Below are 13,608 nucleotides of genomic sequence, written 5' to 3' on the forward strand. Positions count from 1 at the left end.
CCTTTCTCATCCCGGCCATTGCCCCGGCCAGCATCACCGGCCCGTCAAATCCGCTTCGAGCCCGGCTTGAATCGATGAATATCTTCTCCATCATAGCTGGAGCGCCATAGGACTGAGCCCCGCACAGGAGCATCAGCGTCCTGAAGATCAGGTTGCCTGAGATGCCATCAGGAGCGATGACGATGTCATCTCCCCTGCAATTCTCGATCAGAATTCCCTTATGCTCTGCATCAATTCCCGCCTTGAGAGCGCGGGCGGCGATCTGGTCGCCCTCCAAAAGGCTCCTGTCCACTCGTTCGCACCTTCCCCGGTCCTCCCTCCGGCCTCCGGAGAGGACCGCAGCCCGGGGCAGGACGCCCATGTTTTGCAGGAGCTTTGAGCCCCCAAGCAGCAGATCCAAACGGTCCTGGACCGTCTCGCCCTCATCGATTCCCACCGGCCCTAAAAGAAAGGCCCAGCCGGATAGCTCAAGCAGGGCCAGGCGGCGGACGGGCAGGCGGAACTCTTCGGCAAGAGCGCGCATGGTCCTTCCTGCGGGCAGGTTTCCCCGTACAGCGCCATCGATCACCCCGTTCGCCAGGAGCCGGACCAGCTCCTTCCAGGGCTCATCCGTGCAAATATGCTCATATGGGCAGCTTTCATCGACGTTGCCCACCACCAGCAGCTCTGCGAACCTCTCCGCCGAGTGCAGGGATGCCATAAGCTCTCGGTCGGCGTTCCAGATGCCGATTCCTATGCGGGCGTGAGTCTTTTCCGCCCGATCCTGCAGGGATTTTATGAAGCTTGCGTCCATATCCTAATGAATTCCGGTCACGCACTCCCGGGCCAGGTCGAAGAGCACAGACTCCTCTTCTCCGCTGCGAATTATCAGCCTTCTTTCGTCTGTCACCCGGCCGATGACCCTGGCGGTCAGGCCGCGCCTGGTGAAGACCTCCAATACTTTCTCCTGGTTCTCGGGCCTGGTGGTGACCACGAATCCCATTCCCGGATACATCTGCAGCCAGCCGGCCAGGGTTAGGCCCTCGGGAACCACTATGGCATCCACATCCACCACCGCACCCACCTTGCTCGTCTCCATGAGCATGGCCAGGGTGCCCAGGAGGCCGGGGTTGCTGATGTCCTTGCCCGCCCGGACCAGGCCGCTTTCGCCCAGTTCTCGCATCGCTCCCAGCTGCTGCGCCAGCACACTGCTTTCTTTGAAGCTGGTGGAGTCGAAGCTCAATTGAAACTGGGGATGGGGCTTTCCGTCGGTATCATAAGCGGCTATGACCACCTCACCCGGCTGCGCTGTGCTGCTCAGGATCACGGCATTCTTCTTCGCCTTTCCAAGGATGGCAACGTCCAGGGCGCTGTAAGGGGTATCGGGATGGAGGTGGCCGCCGATGATCGGTACACGGAGCTTCTCTATTCCCTTTTTCATGCCCTCTAAAACCCTCCTTGATATCTCGGGGTCTCCTGCGGATAGGACGTCCACCATGGCTACAGGCCAGCCGCCCATAGCGGCGATGTCGTGCACATTCACCAGCACGGAGCAGTAGCCCGACCACTCGGGATCGGCGTCCATAAGCTTGGACCAGATGCCGTCCGCGGCGAAGAGCATGACCTCATCGCCGTCGTCTATCACTGCCGCATCCTCACCGAAGGATGCAATGATCTGCTTGGATTCTATAGGAAAGAATGATATCAGCTCACCAATCTGCTTTTTCCTGGTGACTCCCACAAATCCGCGCAGCTCAGCTGCCAGAGACTCAAGATTCATCGGAGTATGCTGGGGCTCTGATCAAAAATAGGTGTCGCTAAAACTCGGGCGAAAAGCTCTTAACCGGTTGACTCCATCAATAAAATGGGTTTTTTGCAGCGGATTTCTGCATTCAGGTTTCCAATGGAAATGATTAATCGAAAAGTTTGTAATGTTTTTATGGATGCCGCTTTTCGAGAACTATGTAAAGAATAATAATGGATTTTACTGGTTTTTTCTGATAAAAACAATATGCAATAATCCATATATGCAATAGAAAAAAAGGGGTTAACTAATAAAATATATGATAAAGTTTGTCCTCTGATAGCCTCGATCGCAGAATCCACGAATCGAAACGCTATTTGCGGGCAAGCATCTCAAAAGGGATCTAAAGCAACTCCAATCCGACCTCACTGCTAATAATTACCATCTCCATTGAAGTATCATTCAAATGTAGATTCCGGGCGCATCCTTCAATAGCCCATGACTCCTGTATCTGATTGGTGAAATGAGATAATGGCTCATGGATGCATCAGAATAGCGGGAAGGAGAGATCCAGATTGCTGATCAGGGAATTTGAGGGCGGGCGGCACCTTTTGGCCACGCTGGAGCATGGGGCGGAGATAATCGGCCAGATTACCCGCGTCATAAGAGAGAATGATATCCGAGCAGGCCACTTGAATGTGATTGGCGCCCTGGACCAGGCGGAGATCGGCTACTACGACCAAGTCTCTCATAGCTACCAGGGCATTCAGATCAATGAGCCAGTGGAGCTGGCCTCATGCTCCGGTAACATATCCCTTTTGGCCGGCCAGCCATATGCTCATGTTCATGCCGTCCTCTCCGGCATGAAGGGAAAGGTCTGGGCGGGGCACCTGACCTCGGGCCGGATCTTTGCCGCAGAGCTGTATGTTCAGGAGCTTGTCGGACCGGATCTGATAAGATCTAAAGACTCCATCACCGGGCTTAATCTGTGGAGAGAAGAGTGAACAACCAAGATTATTTCCAGCTTTTGCAGGATGGCCTGGATGATGCCATGGCCATAGCCAAAATGGCTCGCAGACGGGGACGGGACCCCACGACTGATGTGGAGATACCCCTGGCGGTGGACCTGGCGGAGAGGGTGGAGAAGCTGATCGGCATCCAGGGAATTGCAGAGAGGATCCGGCATCACGAAGCGGAAGGATTGAGCCGGGAGGAGGCCGCGCTTGCCATTGGTATCGACTTCGCTGAGGGCCGGCTGGGTGCGGGGGCCAGCAAGATCGAGTCGGTGGAGAGCGCCATCCGCACCTCGGTGGCCCTGCTCACCGAGGGCGTAGTAGCCGCCCCCATGGAGGGCATTGCCCGGGTGGACCTGGGAAAGAACGATGACGGCACTGAGTATCTGAAGGTCTACTATGCCGGGCCGATAAGGTCTGCCGGGGGTACTGCTCAGGCGCTCTCCGTTCTCGTTGCGGATTATGTGAGGAGGAGCGTGGGCATCGCCCCCTGGAAGCCGCGCCCGGAGGAGGTGGAGCGCTATGTGGAGGAGATCGGCCTGTACAAGCGAGTGGCGGGCCTGCAGTACTCCCCCTCGGACGATGAGATCAGAACCATTGTGAGAAACTGCCCCATTTGCATAGACGGCGAGCCCACCGAGGAGGAGGAGGTCTCTGGATACCGGGACCTGGACAGAATAGAGACCAACCGGGTGCGAGGGGGTATCGCCCTGGTCTCGGCCGAGGGCATAGCCCTGAAGCGGCCCAAGCTCAAAAAGCATGTCAGCAAGCTAGGCATCTCCGGCTGGGAGTGGCTGGACTCCCTGGCCAGCGGCAAGAAGGATGGCGGGGACTCAACTCCCAAGTTCCTCCGCGACCTTATAGCGGGAAGGCCGGTCTTCTCCCATCCCTCCCGACCGGGGGGATTCAGGTTGCGCTATGGCCGGGCGAGGAACACCGGGCTTGCTGCTGCAGGTATCAATCCGGCCAGCATGCTTTTATTGGGAGAGTTCATGGCAGCGGGAACCCAGATCAAGGTGGAGCAGCCGGGCAAAGCGGCGGCGGTAGCGCCAGTCAGCTCGATTGAGGGGCCCACAGTGCGGCTGCTCAACGGGGATGTGGTGCGCTTTGACTCCGACCAGGATATACTGGAGTGGATGCCTATCAGCTGCAAAGATCCCAAGACCATCCAGATCGCCCTCAAGGCCCATGTATCCAGGATCCTGGATCTGGGAGAGATCCTGATCAGCTATGGGGAGTTTTTAGAGAACAACCGACCTTTGGCACCGGCCTCATATGCCTTTGAGTGGTGGGCGGCGGAGCTACTAAAAGCGGGCGGCGATCCATCGGGCAAAGAGTCTATGGATGGCGAAGAGGCTATTGCCTTGTCCAGAGAATATAGCGTTCCCCTTCATCCTGCTCATACCCACCTGTGGCATGACCTCTCCATAGAGGATTACGACCTATTGCGGGAGGTTGCGGCATCAAAAGGCATTCTGGAGTCGGGACGGCTGATTTTGCCTCTGGAGGCCAAGGAGTCCTTAGAGACCCTGCTGGTGCTGCACAAGGTCCGAGATGGAAGGATAATAATCGAGGACCCTCTGCCCTTCCTGCTGTGTCTGGGAATTGACTGGGAGGGTGGTTCATTGAAGAGGAGGGCTGAGGAGGCTGGGGGCGAGCCGGGTGGGGTCGATCAGGCAGAGGACTCGACTCTGGCCAGGGTCAACCGATTCACTGGCATTGTGGTTCGGGCCCGGGCGCCCACCCGCATCGGAGCCCGCATGGGCCGGCCCGAGAAGTCTGACAAGAGGCTGATGAGGCCGCCGCCTCATGTCCTCTTCCCCGCGGGGGAGGAGGGGGGCAAGGGCCGGTCCATTCAGGAGGCGGCAAAGCACTCCACTAACAGCTCCTCCGGGATCATCAATGTTCAGATCGAGCGGCGGGTGTGCAAGAGCTGCGGCAAGGAGGGATTCGCCTTCAATTGCGAGTGCGGCAGCCATACTGAGAAGAAGAGGGTCTGCCCCAAATGCAATATCCCCGCTCCTGAGAAGTGTCCCAAATGCGGCCAGGAGACCAATGCGGTAGCAGATATGCAGATCGATGTCAAAAAGCTCTATTTTCAGGCCCTGGAGAGTCTGGGGGAGAGGGAGCCCGAGTCTCTGAAAGGGGTGTTGGGCCTCTCCTCACGGGACAAGACCCCTGAGCCCCTGGAGAAGGGAATCCTGAGGGCCAAGCACGGGATCAACATCTTCAAGGACGGCACAGTGAGATACGACCTCACCGACCTGCCCCTCACCCATTTCCGGCCGGACGAGATCGGCACCAGCCCGGAAGTTCTGCAGAGCCTGGGCTATACTGTGGATATGCATGGCGATCCTTTAACCCGTCCGGATCAGGTCTGCGAGCTGAGGATCCAGGATATCGTCCTGTCCCGGGATGCGGGCGAATACCTCCTGAAGGTATCCTGGTTTACAGACGAGCTGCTGGCCAAGTTCTATCATCTGGAGCCATTCTATAATGCCCAAACCCCCCAGGATCTGATCGGAAAGCTGATGGTGGGCCTGGCCCCCCATACCTCTGCAGGAGTTCTATGCCGGCTGATCGGCTACAGCCCGGCATCGGCTGGGTTTGGCCATCCCTTCTTCCATGCGGCCAAACGGAGAAACTGCGATGGGGACGAGGACTGCGTCATGCTGCTCATGGATGCCCTGATAAACTTCTCCATGTCCTACCTTCCCGCGAAAAGGGGTGGGAAGATGGACGCCTGTCTGGTCATGACCACCATTCTCAACCCGGCGGAGGTGGACAAGGAGGCTCATAACCTGGATCTGACCCCGGTCTATCCCCTGGAGTTCTACGAGGCCACCCTCACCAACACCAGCCCCAAGGACCTGGAGGGGAGGTTCGATCTGGTGTCCAAGCGGCTGGGCACCGACCAGCAGTATGAGGGGTTCAACTTCAGTCATGCCACCACGGACATCGCCGCCGGGCCGAAGAACAGCGCCTACAAGACACTGGAGACCATGGTCGATAAGATGGATGCCCAGCTGGAATTGGCGCGGATGATCCGGGCGGTGGACGAGCAGGACGTAGCAGAGCGGGTGATCAACTCTCATTTCCTGCCCGACCTTATTGGCAATCTGCATGCCTTCTCCAAGCAGAAGGTGAGGTGCGTGAAGTGCGGAGCCAAGTATAGAAGGCCTCCACTGAAAGAGACCTGCCCCAAATGCGGCGGCAGGATGATTCTCACTGTGCATGAGGGCAGCGTGCGGAAGTATCTGGAGGTCTCGATCAAGGTGGCAGAGGAGTATGGGGTGAGCAGCTACACCAAGCAGAGGCTGCAGCTTTTGAAGATGGAGATCGACTCTTTGTTCAAGAACGAGAAGGCCAGGCAGACCGGGCTTGCGGATTTCATGTGAGAAAGTCTTATCACATATAAGGCTGCAAATGAACACACTGGGGCCAGATAATGGATAAAAAGAGAGTCCTTGAGAGCATTGGTTTCATCCTTGATGGATTTGACGAGATCGATCTGGCCTATGTCTTTGGATCATTTCTCAAGAGAGACGACTTTCATGATATTGACTTAGCCATTCATCTTTGCAGAGAGAAATCCCCTTATGAAAGGTTCAAGTTTTCTGGGAAGGTTGCGAGGGATCTGGAAGAAGGAGTGGAGCCCAGGATGGAGTTCGATGTTCGTATTCTCAATTATGCTCCGGTATATTTTCAGTATGAGGTTATAAGCAATGGGATAGTGGTATTGGAAAGAGATCAAGAGAATAGGATCGATTTCGAGGCTCATCTAATATCGGAATATCTGGACTTGAAGCATATGTATGACCGCCTTGATAGAGCCTTCCTGGCCAGAGCCTGAAATGAGAGTTTTATCACATTTAAGAGAACTCGATGAGGCAATAAAGGATTGGGAAAGATACCAGCGGTTTTCTCTAGAGGACCTCAAGACGGATCGTGATACAAGAAATATGGTCCTTCATGCCATGCTGGTCAGCATTCAGGCGGCAATAGATATTTCATCTCATTTAATATCCAAAAATCAGCTTAAGAGACCGGCAACTTATCGCGAGGTCTTCTATCTTCTTGGCCAGGCTGGCATGATTCCAGAGGAATTGGCCATCGAGCTTTCCGACCTGGCTGGATTCAGAAATGTTCTGGTTCATATTTATTGGGATATCAATTTAGATGAGATCTACAGCATACTGCAAAATGATCTTAAGACATTAAGAAGCTTCAGAGATGAAATTAAAGAAGTATTAAGGAACGATGGATAGCTGGCGGGCCAGCTGCAAATGAACGGGATATAGCCATCGGATTGAGTCCTGCGGAATCATAACCGGTCCATTACGATTTTTATCTGGATTTTACCTTTCCCTGAAATTCATTAAAAGTACTTATGATTTATCAAAAATGAAATATGTCAAAAAAGATATACTGCATCCAGCAAAAAGCTTTATTTACAGACAAACATATACTCCAAGGAGGAGGATGAATTGAGCTTTCTGCTGGGTGAATGCGAATTTTATTCCAACTATTTCTTAATGGAAGTAGGCAGAGCATTCTTCTCAAAGTCATTCTCACTGACTGCCCAAACGGGGGTATGGCCCTGAAGCCTACGGTGGCTCGATATGCTCTTGCTGGCCCTGGGCCTCTGCTCACCCAGACCATTCTCCTGACGGATAGGGTCCACCGGGCGCTGGTGGAGCTATCCGATGGCTCGGCGGTATTCACCGGCTGCGACGAGCTGCACCGGCCCTTGCGAGGCCACGAGCATGCCCATATCTTCTGCGAATCAAACCCGCGCCAGGGCCAGCAGGCCGGGGGCGAGATCACGGAGATCAGCATCTATGCACCCATGGGCTTTGACTCCGAGGACGAGGCGGCCCTGCAGAAGCTGAAGGAGATCTATGATGATCAGGGGGCAAGCACGAGTCTGGTCCTTCTGGGATTGGGCCAGCCGGCGGAATTGGGCAGCACGAGCCCACTATTTTCCCGGTCGAGATCATGGATATCTCATACCCCCTTCCTGCCCACCCGCCACCCCAAGGCCACCAGGGCAGGAGTGCCGAAGGTCGATTCCACCGGTTTTCAGATCGGCAGCCCGGAGCACGAACTCTTACGGCTGCTGGGGCTGGCAGGCTTTCCCGAGCCTGATATGATAGAGAGAGTGGGCCACACCAGGTTGGGCGAGCGGGATGTTCCCTGGGATGCCTTTGTGCGCCGGAGAGGGGCGGATGAGAGGAGGCCAGCGGCGAATGGAGCCGGCTACGGCTTTCGCATCGTATTTGCAGAGGCGGTGCAGGGGCCGGTGGCGGTGGGGTACGGGGGGCATTTTGGGATGGGGGGATTTGAGGGTGAAAGCGATTGCGCGGTACAGAATCACCATAAAGCATCCTTTGTATTGGGCGAAATAACTGATATGGAGAGATCAAGATGGGCATGACCAAATTAAGAGCTGATTTTAGCATTGTAACTCCTCTCTTTATGGGTGGGGCGGATCCTCAATCAGCTGAACTCCGAGTCTCCGGCATGAAGGGTATGCTGCGTTTTTGGTGGCGAGCTCTTGCGTGGAGCAGGCTAAAATCAGTAGATCAAGTGCGATCAGAGGAAGCTAAGATTTTTGGAAGCACAGAAGAAGGCCAATCAAGTGTTAAGATAAGACTATTGCCACCCAAAAAAACAGTCCCTATAAAAAAGAAAAGTGTTTTGAGTTATAATGATGGCACGGATGCGGGAGAAGGCTCTATATATCTGGGATACGGTCTTATCGAAGCAAACGGTGAACTGAATCGACGATGTTTGGGATATCCAATAGAGGATGGAGCGCTAGAACTTAGCTTCTTGCCAAGTACGCCTGAAGACAACATTAAAAGTGTGGAAGCTGCCCTTCTGGCAATGGGTTTTTTCGGGGGTCTGGGCTCCCGTTCACGCAAAGGCTACGGCTCTTTCAACTTAAAAAAACTCACGAGGGGTGATGAAACCGATCCGGTGTTCATATCGCCAAGTGATAAAGATGGTCTTAAAAGGGCAATATTAAATCTTTTTGATCCAGATGGGAGATACAAGATATTGCGCTATGATGGCCTTCCACCCTATACTGCTTTTAGCAAAATGATGCGAATTGATATTCTAGATACAAGTGATGAGCCTCTTCGATTGTTAAATTCTATCGGCGATAAAATGATGGAGTATCGAAGCTATAGGAAAGAAAAGAATTTCTTGGATGATTACAAACTCATCAGAGATGCCTTGGCCGGCAATGTGATATATAATCATCCCAAAAGGTCGATTTTTGGCCTTCCTCATAACTACTACTTTTCAAGTACTAAAGAATCAGCCAAAGTCAAACCCAAAGATCATGAGAGAAGAGCAAGTCCGCTCTTCATCCATATACAGCGCATGAATGAAAGCCAATTTGCAGCAATAACCGCAATTATCCCAGCTGATTTCTTGCCGCATGGAGAGAAGATAATGGTTGGAGATTCTCCTGTAGATGCAGACGTTAACGGTTATAAAGTCCTCCATGAGTTCATCGATGGAAGAGACACTCCTAGGTTTGCATCGTTAGTGAGGGTAATATGAGCGACACTCCGAAGATCCATTTTACCATAGGCCCAGTACAGGATTTCGTGGCCCAAGCCCGAAGAACTCGCGATCTGTGGAGTGGATCGTTTCTTCTGTCTTATCTGGCTGGGTGCGCTATTAAATGCATTCAAGATAAGGGTGGGGAGATTGAGATTCCGGATGTCAGAGAAGATCGTCTCCTGGATTGGATTAAAAAACCCAGAGATAAAAAGGACAATCCTATAATCGGTTCTTTGCCAAATAGATTTGAGGCTTCTGCACCTAATCCGGCTATTGCAGCAGGGGATGCAGCCATAGCTGTATCTAGCGCCTGGAGGAAGATAGGAAATGTTGTCTTTGATAAGTATGTGAAAGAAGTTGCAGGTCACGGAGTGGGAACGAAGGAAATCTGGGATCGTCAGATCGAATCCTTCTGGGAGATCTCATGGACAATTGATTCCGATATTGACTCGATAAACGACAGAAAATATTGGAGAAGTCATATACCACCGATAGAAGGTGGAGACCATTGCACGATCATGGGGGACTGGCAGGAGATTTCTGGATTTGTTAGATCAAAAAGCCGTGAAGTGAGGGAGAAGCAGGACTTATTTTGGACTGAACTCAGAAAGGGAACAGGCGGCATGGATCTGCGTGAAGGAGAGCGTTTATGCTCAATTTCCCTCATCAAGCGCATGTTCCCCAGGGCATCCGAGAAGGCCATTGGCTGGCCTGTCAGAGCTGAAAATTGGCCCTCTACCGCTTATGTGGCAGCCATTCCTTGGCTTAAGTTGGCTGCAGAGAAAGCCCCGATTTTATGTGAGAGATATGCAAGAGATGTATTGACTGAAGCGTCGGATGTCAGCCGTCCAGGAATTTCGGAGAAGGTCGGTATCAGCAGCAATTCTCTGACTGCTGGCTTCCTGAACCTCGATGGCAACTTCTATTTCACGAATGCCATCGATAACTGCGATAGCACACCCCTAAAAAGCACTCCTTTTAATGAGGACTGCAAGAATGAGGATCAAGAGACTCAGCAGGTGCGTTATAGGCTTAAGTCTACGCTTATAGACCTAGTCAGAGAAGTAGGTTCTTCACCATCATCATTCTATGGAATGCTGATAATGGATGGCGATAACATGGGCAGCCTCATTAAGGAAAAGGGTGCCTCGGTTAGCAGCGCTCTTGCCAACTTTACAGGATATGTTCAAAAAATAGTCAAAGATCATAACGGGGTTACAATCTATGCAGGTGGCGATGATGTTCTAGCTATGCTTCCTGTTGAGAAGGCAATTGAGTGCAGCCTAATGCTTTCAAATTGCTACAGAGAATCCTTTAAGAGTATCTCAGATCCGAGAGCGACCATATCAGCCGGTCTTATCTTCACTCATTATCGTGTTCCATTGAGTGCTGCCCTGCATGAAGCACATTACATTCTGGACGATGTGGCCAAAGACCAAAACGGCAGAGGTAGCGTTGCGATTAGCGTCCTAAAGCCAAGCGGAAAATACTGTCAATGGACTGCAACATGGGACAATATCTTGGTTTCAGAAGGTAGAGACTTGTTTAACGATCTACTTCCATCTCTCCGAGGAGATAGACAGTTCTCAACAAGCTTCTTCTACAGCATTCGAGAGGTCCTTACCGCTCTCTCAGGAGATTTGAGCGAGAGACCAGGAAGTTACGTGCAGTTGACAGACGGTATGGATCCGGTTGGGCTCTTGGCTGCTCAATACAGGATGTCGAGAGAGAGAACTGTGAGCAAAGAGGATGCAGAGATGCAAATGAGAAGGCTTTTGAAAATTTGCAGCAGATCTTGTAGAGATAGAAGAGGTGAAGCGATGTCCCCAGATGAAAGATGTCTCACCACAGACGGGGTTATGCTCTTGAAGTTCTTGTCTCAGGTTGGCCAGGAGATGGACTAAATGTGTATGGTAGCTTATAGCCTGAGCCCAGTTGATAGCTGGTTTTTCAGAGATGGCAGGCCGTTCAATCAAGGTGAGAAGAATCAAACAGATGTGGAAAGCATGTTTCCCCCATTTGCCACAACAATTGTGGGGGCGATCAGGGCTTCTCTCGCAAGGAGCAAGGGCTGGAATGGGCATGGAGACTGGCCATCAGAGATCAAAGATAAGCTTGGAGATGGCGAGCATCTGAAACCTTTAAAATTCCAAGGACCATATCTAATCCGGAAGATAAACGGAATAATTGAACCGCTTTTTCCAGCTCCTCTAAATATTATTGGAAAAGAGCCATCATTTGATGAGGTTAACTGGACTTTTTCCTATTTGAATCCTGGCAATGGCATAGATTGCGATCTTGGAAATGAGGTGAAGCTTCCTGCAGCAACAAATGGTACTGGTATGAAGAGACTTAATGGATTCTTCTTCAATAAGGACGACATGCAAACGATACTTCAGGGAAATGAATTGCAGCATATTAATCCAATCCGCGGAAAAAGGGTATCCCGCTTCGTCCAGGACTATGATACAGCGCCAAGTCCGATAAATATTCTTTGGGATCTTGAATATACGGTTGGCATAGAGAGGAATTACCAAAAAAGGACTGCCAAAGAGGGGGCAATCTATTCTTCTCAAAAAGTAAGGCTTTGCCAGAATGTAGCCCTGGCAATGAATGTTAGTGGTTTGACTGAAGATTTGGAGCTTCCTGCGACCTTGACGTTTGGTGGGGAAAGTCGTATTGCCTATGCTGAAAAGCTTGAGAATCCAATAGGGATACCTGAAGCTCCGCCATTGCAATCATCTGGAGGAGTCACTCGGTTCACAGTGACTCACCTCACTCCTGCTTACTTCGAAAGAGGATTGGCTGGGCCTGGAGAAGAATTCTATGGCATCCATGGTACAAAGGTAATTTCAGCTTGCTTGGAGCGACCTGTGAGAATAGGTGGATGGAATTCAATTCCTGCTCGAAAGGGACCAATACCGCTAAAGCCGTTCATTCCGCCAGGTTCTGTGTGGTTTTGTGAATCTGAGAAAGAAGTTGCTGAGAAAGTGAGAGATTTAAATGGCTGTCATATCGGTGGATATACTGATTTTGGATTTGGCCAAATTTTGATTGGATTATGGAAGGAGGGAGCATAGAGATGAAGAATTTGATGATAAGGATGATAGCAGAGACCTCAATTCATCCTGGATCAGGTAGGTCATCGGGATTTGTTGATCTTCCAGTCGCCAGGGAATCGATAACCCAATATCCTGTGATAGTTGGTTCGAGCTTGAAAGGTGCATTAAGAGATCGCGCGAGAGAGATTTGGCCTGATATTATTACTGAGAGTAACGGCAAAACGGATTCCAAGCTGGACCCAAAGGTGGCAAAGTTGTTTGGAGTCCAGGAGGATGCTGGGGACCTGGTGGTTTCAGATGCAAAGCTTTTGCTTTTGCCCGTGAGGAGCCTAACAGGGAATTACAAGTGGGCAACATGTCCTTACCTATTAGAGAGGATTAAAAGAGATGCTCAAAGAACTCAATATGAATGGATGGTGGAAGGATTACAATTTTCTGGAAAGCCTGAAAAGTCTACAGCATGGTCAAACAAAGGTGATAATGTCTTTCTCGAAGAACGTGAGTTTCGGGTGTCGGGCAAGATCGAAGACACTTTAATCGATACTCTAAAAAAATTGATCGTCCATAGAGTGGCCTCAGAACGACTTAACGATCAGTTGATAATCCTCAACGATGATGATTTCCAATGGTTCGCAAGCTACGGATTGCAAATTAGTGCAAGGAATGTGCTCGATATCAAGACAAAGAAAAGCACTAACCTCTGGTATGAGGAAACCCTGCCTGTCGACAGTGTTTTCTATTCACTTCTCTTCCTCCGCAAGGATGAATCACGTAGCTATGCTGGTTCTCTTCTAGAAAATATAAATTACCTGCAAGTTGGAGGAAATGAAACGGTTGGCCAGGGATGGTTTGCAGTGAAAACTTTAGATCGTAGCGAATCCTGTGAGGGATGATTTTGACTAACCTGACTATTGGCCAAAAGAGGGCTGCACACTCATTAGCCGCCATTAAGGGACTTCAGGGACTAGATCCAGCGCAAATTGAAGAATATGCTCAGCGTTTCACATCCTTGGAATGGCTCTTCAGGCAACATATCCCAGATATCGGAAATTTTGACAGCTATGTGGAACGACTTCCTGCTACTATCGTCACAAATGGTCTTGGTCAAGCTATGGCCTTTGAATTAGCAGCATCTAAGCTTGCGAAGACTGGTCGGAAGCCAGACGAGCAAGCACATGAATTGCTTTATCGCATTGTTGAAAGCTGGCTTCGGGAATGCGATAACTGCTTA

The 13,608-nt window shown here is 51.2% G+C and carries 12 protein-coding genes; 10 read left to right on the plus strand and 2 right to left on the minus strand.

Annotated elements, in window-relative coordinates; translation table 11 throughout:
- Both mtxX and BP727_RS00460 read right to left on the minus strand, forming a co-directional pair.
- Nucleotides 1-793, minus strand: a 793-nt coding sequence (mtxX, locus tag BP727_RS00455) for a methanogenesis marker protein Mmp4/MtxX (RefSeq protein WP_286856750.1), incomplete at its 3' end; no start/stop codon positions are given.
- 3 nt (nucleotides 794-796) lie between these two features.
- Nucleotides 797-1,759 (minus strand): methanogenesis marker 2 protein, encoded by a 963-nt coding sequence (locus BP727_RS00460; RefSeq protein WP_013719796.1) that lies wholly within the window; start codon nucleotides 1,757-1,759, stop codon nucleotides 797-799.
- A 539-nt stretch (nucleotides 1,760-2,298) separates the two neighbouring features.
- Here BP727_RS00460 and BP727_RS00465 point away from each other — a divergent pair.
- The 10 genes from BP727_RS00465 to BP727_RS00510 form a co-directional block, all read left to right on the plus strand.
- Nucleotides 2,299-2,727 (plus strand): PPC domain-containing DNA-binding protein, encoded by a 429-nt coding sequence (locus BP727_RS00465; protein ID WP_048133158.1) that lies wholly within the window; start codon nucleotides 2,299-2,301, stop codon nucleotides 2,725-2,727.
- Nucleotides 2,724-6,134: a DNA polymerase II large subunit gene (locus tag BP727_RS00470; protein ID WP_286856751.1), complete on the plus strand. Its 3,411-nt coding sequence runs from the start codon at nucleotides 2,724-2,726 to the stop codon at nucleotides 6,132-6,134. The genes BP727_RS00465 and BP727_RS00470 overlap by 4 nt, the downstream gene beginning before the upstream one ends.
- Nucleotides 6,135-6,184: 50 nt before the next feature.
- Complete coding sequence (gene mntA, locus BP727_RS00475; RefSeq protein WP_013719799.1) at nucleotides 6,185-6,589, plus strand: type VII toxin-antitoxin system MntA family adenylyltransferase antitoxin; 405 nt, start codon at nucleotides 6,185-6,187, stop codon at nucleotides 6,587-6,589.
- The gene (gene hepT / locus BP727_RS00480; RefSeq protein WP_286856755.1) at nucleotides 6,552-7,004 is read left to right on the plus strand and encodes a type VII toxin-antitoxin system HepT family RNase toxin; all 453 of its coding nucleotides are present in this window, start codon (nucleotides 6,552-6,554) and stop codon (nucleotides 7,002-7,004) included. Before mntA ends, hepT begins: the two co-directional genes overlap by 38 nt.
- A 326-nt stretch (nucleotides 7,005-7,330) precedes the next feature.
- Complete coding sequence (csb2, locus tag BP727_RS00485; protein ID WP_286856757.1) at nucleotides 7,331-8,173, plus strand: type I-G CRISPR-associated protein Csb2; 843 nt, start codon at nucleotides 7,331-7,333, stop codon at nucleotides 8,171-8,173.
- On the plus strand, nucleotides 8,164-9,312 hold the full coding sequence (gene cmr1 / locus BP727_RS00490) for a type III-B CRISPR module RAMP protein Cmr1 (RefSeq protein ID WP_286856759.1): 1,149 nt from the start codon (nucleotides 8,164-8,166) through the stop codon (nucleotides 9,310-9,312). Before csb2 ends, cmr1 begins: the two co-directional genes overlap by 10 nt.
- Nucleotides 9,309-11,219 carry a type III-B CRISPR-associated protein Cas10/Cmr2 gene (gene cas10, locus BP727_RS00495; protein WP_286856762.1) on the plus strand — a complete coding sequence of 637 codons (1,911 nt, stop codon included), beginning with the start codon at nucleotides 9,309-9,311 and terminating at the stop codon, nucleotides 11,217-11,219. Before cmr1 ends, cas10 begins: the two co-directional genes overlap by 4 nt.
- A complete protein-coding gene (locus tag BP727_RS00500) occupies nucleotides 11,220-12,395 on the plus strand; it encodes a type III-B CRISPR module-associated protein Cmr3 (protein WP_286856764.1) in 1,176 nt (391 codons plus the stop codon).
- Nucleotides 12,377-13,270: a type III-B CRISPR module RAMP protein Cmr4 gene (gene cmr4, locus BP727_RS00505; RefSeq protein ID WP_286856766.1), complete on the plus strand. Its 894-nt coding sequence runs from the start codon at nucleotides 12,377-12,379 to the stop codon at nucleotides 13,268-13,270. Before BP727_RS00500 ends, cmr4 begins: the two co-directional genes overlap by 19 nt.
- 2 nt (nucleotides 13,271-13,272) lie before the next feature.
- Nucleotides 13,273-13,608: type III-B CRISPR module-associated protein Cmr5 (locus BP727_RS00510; protein WP_286856768.1), on the plus strand; the 336-nt coding region annotated here is incomplete at its 3' end.

Origin of the sequence: Methanosaeta sp. UBA356 (assembly GCF_002496465.1) — an archaeon.
In the GTDB taxonomy this organism is placed as follows: domain Archaea; phylum Halobacteriota; class Methanosarcinia; order Methanotrichales; family Methanotrichaceae; genus Methanothrix; species Methanothrix soehngenii.